Annotated in this window: 4 protein-coding genes and 1 pseudogene; 2 read left to right on the top strand and 3 right to left on the bottom strand. The window is 62.0% G+C overall.

Going from position 1 to position 2,813, the window contains the following annotated elements; translation table 11 throughout:
* Positions 1-109 precede the first annotated feature (109 nt).
* From AZE13_RS39540 to AZE13_RS33265, 3 genes are all read right to left on the bottom strand, one after another.
* A complete protein-coding gene (locus tag AZE13_RS39540; protein ID WP_398780310.1) occupies positions 110-577 on the bottom strand; it encodes a hypothetical protein in 468 nt (155 codons plus the stop codon).
* Positions 574-957, bottom strand: coding sequence for a transposase family protein (locus AZE13_RS33270; protein WP_066940540.1), 384 nt, complete (start codon positions 955-957; stop codon positions 574-576). Before AZE13_RS33270 ends, AZE13_RS39540 begins: the two co-directional genes overlap by 4 nt.
* A 139-nt stretch (positions 958-1,096) precedes the next feature.
* Positions 1,097-2,260 (bottom strand): transporter substrate-binding domain-containing protein, encoded by a 1,164-nt coding sequence (locus AZE13_RS33265; RefSeq protein ID WP_079124659.1) that lies wholly within the window; start codon positions 2,258-2,260, stop codon positions 1,097-1,099.
* Positions 2,261-2,423: 163 nt separating this feature from the next.
* Between AZE13_RS33265 and AZE13_RS35245 the strand changes: the two are divergent.
* Positions 2,424-2,607 (top strand): annotated as a pseudogene (locus tag AZE13_RS35245) (IS5/IS1182 family transposase); the annotation flags it as partial.
* Positions 2,608-2,694: 87 nt separating this feature from the next.
* Positions 2,695-2,813 (top strand): transposase (locus AZE13_RS39535; RefSeq protein ID WP_147264827.1); only part of this gene is annotated, 119 nt, incomplete at its 3' end.

Here is a 2,813-nt window from a genome sequence, read left to right as displayed (position 1 = left end):
GGGCCCGTGAGGTCTTCAGAGAGAGCGGCGGGCCCGGCGTCTTCGGGCCACCGTGAAACCCACCAGCATCCGCTGGACGTTGGCGTTGTGAGCCTGCCGCAGGGGGCCTTCACCCCGAATCCTGGACACGGCTTATGCAGCTTCTGTGAGGGTAGTTGATGTCGTGCCGAGTGCCGTCTCGTAGTCGTTCGGGCTGCAGTGTCCGAGGCGGGAGTGGCGGCGGACGGTGTTGTAGCAGTGCAGCAACCGGAACGCCACGAGTCGTGCTTCGCGCTCGCTGGACCAGCCCGGCGGCCCTGGAGCGTCTCTCGTTCGAAGGCCGCGTTCTCAGCTCTCCGCGGCGGCGTTTTCCGCCCGGCTCCCGACCACGCTCATGCCCTGGATCACGCCGGCCTTCCGGCAGGCGTCGGCGAACGCCCGGCTGGTGTACTGCGCCCCGTGATCGGTGTGAAAGACGGCGCCAGCGAGGCTGCCGCGGGTCCCGCTCGGCCGCGGCCAGGGCGTCGACGACAAGTTCAGACCGCATGTGGTCGGCGATCACCCAGTCGGCCAGACGGCGCGAACACAGATCGATCACGGCCGCCAGGTAGCAGAACTTCCCGCCGCCCACGGGCAGGCAGGTGATGTCGCTACCCGGTCGGTCGCCGCGACGGTGCCATCCAGGAGCATGTAGCCGTCGGCGTGGTGACTGGTGAGTGCCTCCGTCAACGACGGAGCGAACCTGGCGAGTTGCCCGATCGTGTGGTTCACATAGCGCCAGGCGGTGGCCATGCCGATGGCAAGGCCGGCCGCGAGCTGTTCGAAGGTGTCGTGCTTGCGCAGGGAGACCAGGGCACAGCGGGCCCGGTCGTACGGACGCAGCTTGCAGGAACGGTCACCATCACACGCAACGATCACCATCGTCACCAGCTCCAGGAGCTCTTCCTCGACATCGCATGCGGCAGGATAAGAGAACACGGGGCATCTCCGCAGGTCAGGCTAGTTGCGGTGACCGGCCAACCAGCGGGATGCCCCCCCGTTCGTCACGCCACCGTCAACACCCAGCGACCACACCACCCTCATGCCGTACACGTGAAAAAGGCTCGTAGATCGCTCATTATCCACCGAGCCACTGCGAGTGGAGGCGCTCCAGCACTCCGTTTTCCTGCAGGGACAGGATTGCCTGATTGATAGACTCTAGGTATCGGTTGTTCGGGCGCATGGCGAATCCGTACCACTGGCGGTCGATGACAGGTCCGACAACGCGAAAGTTACCACTACTCCTACCTTCTTCGTACTTCAGCATCGGGGCGTCGTACACGACGGCGTCGGCCTTTCCCTGATTAAGGCCGACCAGTGCAGCCGAAAGGCTCGGGTAGCCCGCTGCTTTAATACCCCGTCGGCTGAGTGAATCCACACTGGTGCTGTTGGCGACGGTCGCAACTACCTTGCCTCGTAGATCATCCACGGAGTCGATCCCTCCTCTCACTTTGGAGACAGTGAGGCTAGCCGTCAGCAGAGCAGTCAGCTGGGCAATGAAGACCAGACTCAGAACTACTCCGAGGATCGATCCGAGTCGACCCCAGACAGAACGAGGAGTGCGTGAGGCGAAGTCCAATGTGGCCATGTTCACAAAGATTTGATGCATGGACCGGATGACCCCTCGAATGTATCCCCGCTCCGGCAACGCGCCCCGCAAGAATTGAATAATCCAGATCAGATTGGCTACCATCAGCAAGCAGAAGAATCCCAACAACAGGAGATTGATTACGCTTGACGTGAGAAAGGCCTGGGCGACCCCCCCCAGACCGGTAGCCTGATCGGTACGGACCATCACCTGAAGTCCGGCAGCGATATCAGGAGAAGTAAAGTCAAGCGTCTTCTCACGCGCGCTCGTCGCGGTCAGCCCTCCCATGGCCAGATCGGCGCGGCCGGAGCGCACTACATCCAGCAGTTCCTCGTACCCGTGGGCCTCAGTGACCTCGAAGGTGAAGCCCACCCGGCGAGCCACCTGTTCCAGGACGTCGACGTCGTATCCAGCCCATTCATCGCCCTCCTTGTAGACGAACGGAGGCGAGTCTTGAACAACGACCCGCAGCTCAGACGTAGGAGCAATCATTGCAGGAAGTTTCGATGTGGACGCGCCGGTGACCATTCCAACTGAGGCGAGGAACAAGACACAGACCAGGACTGCTGGTCGACGTACCGGCATCAGGCGCCACCAGCGGACTCCCACTCGCCAGATTGAGGCCACCGAAGCCTCCAACCTCGTCTTGTTCATGCCGCTTCCTCGCTTTCGTTACCTGATGCCCGAGTGTTTCGATGAAGAGATACGTAAGAAGTACGAAGCGGATTTTCGGAACAGACTGGTCTCGATTATCCACGAGACCGGCACAGGGTTTTCCCGTAACGCCGGGTCACGGGTGAGATGATCTCGGTGTGGAATCACAGCGTCGGAGCCGTCCTGGATAACCCTGTTCACCGGGCTGAGCCCGCGATGCTTCGGCAAGCTGATGACCGTGGTACGCCGCGAAGTCGCGCACGAGCCGCGGCACAGGCAGCCATGGAGCCCTGCCGCTCGAGGACCGGGTGCTGCTCGACACAGCCTACTGGAGTACGAACTTGACGCCGCCCACCCCGATCTTCTGCAGCGCCCCGAAGTTTCCGGACACCGACCCAATGGGGTTGCCGTGAACAGGAGACGAGGACGAGCAAGTGGCGCCACCCAGCAAGTACACCCCGGAGTTCCGGGAAAAAGCCATCCAGATCGCGTTGAGGTCGATCAAGACAATTTCAGAAGTCGGCCGTGAACTCGGAATCAACCCGGAAACACT

Source organism: Streptomyces sp. NBRC 110611, assembly GCF_001590865.1.
GTDB lineage: Bacteria > Actinomycetota > Actinomycetes > Streptomycetales > Streptomycetaceae > Streptomyces.
Note: the sequence above shows the minus strand (reverse complement) of the source record. Positions and strands in the feature narration are given on the sequence as shown.

Excerpts from the sequence above, each read along its gene's own strand:
- AZE13_RS33265 (WP_079124659.1), bottom strand. The coding sequence starts at position 2,260 with ATGAACAAGACGAGGTTGGAGGCTTCGGTGGCCTCAATCTGGCGAGTG.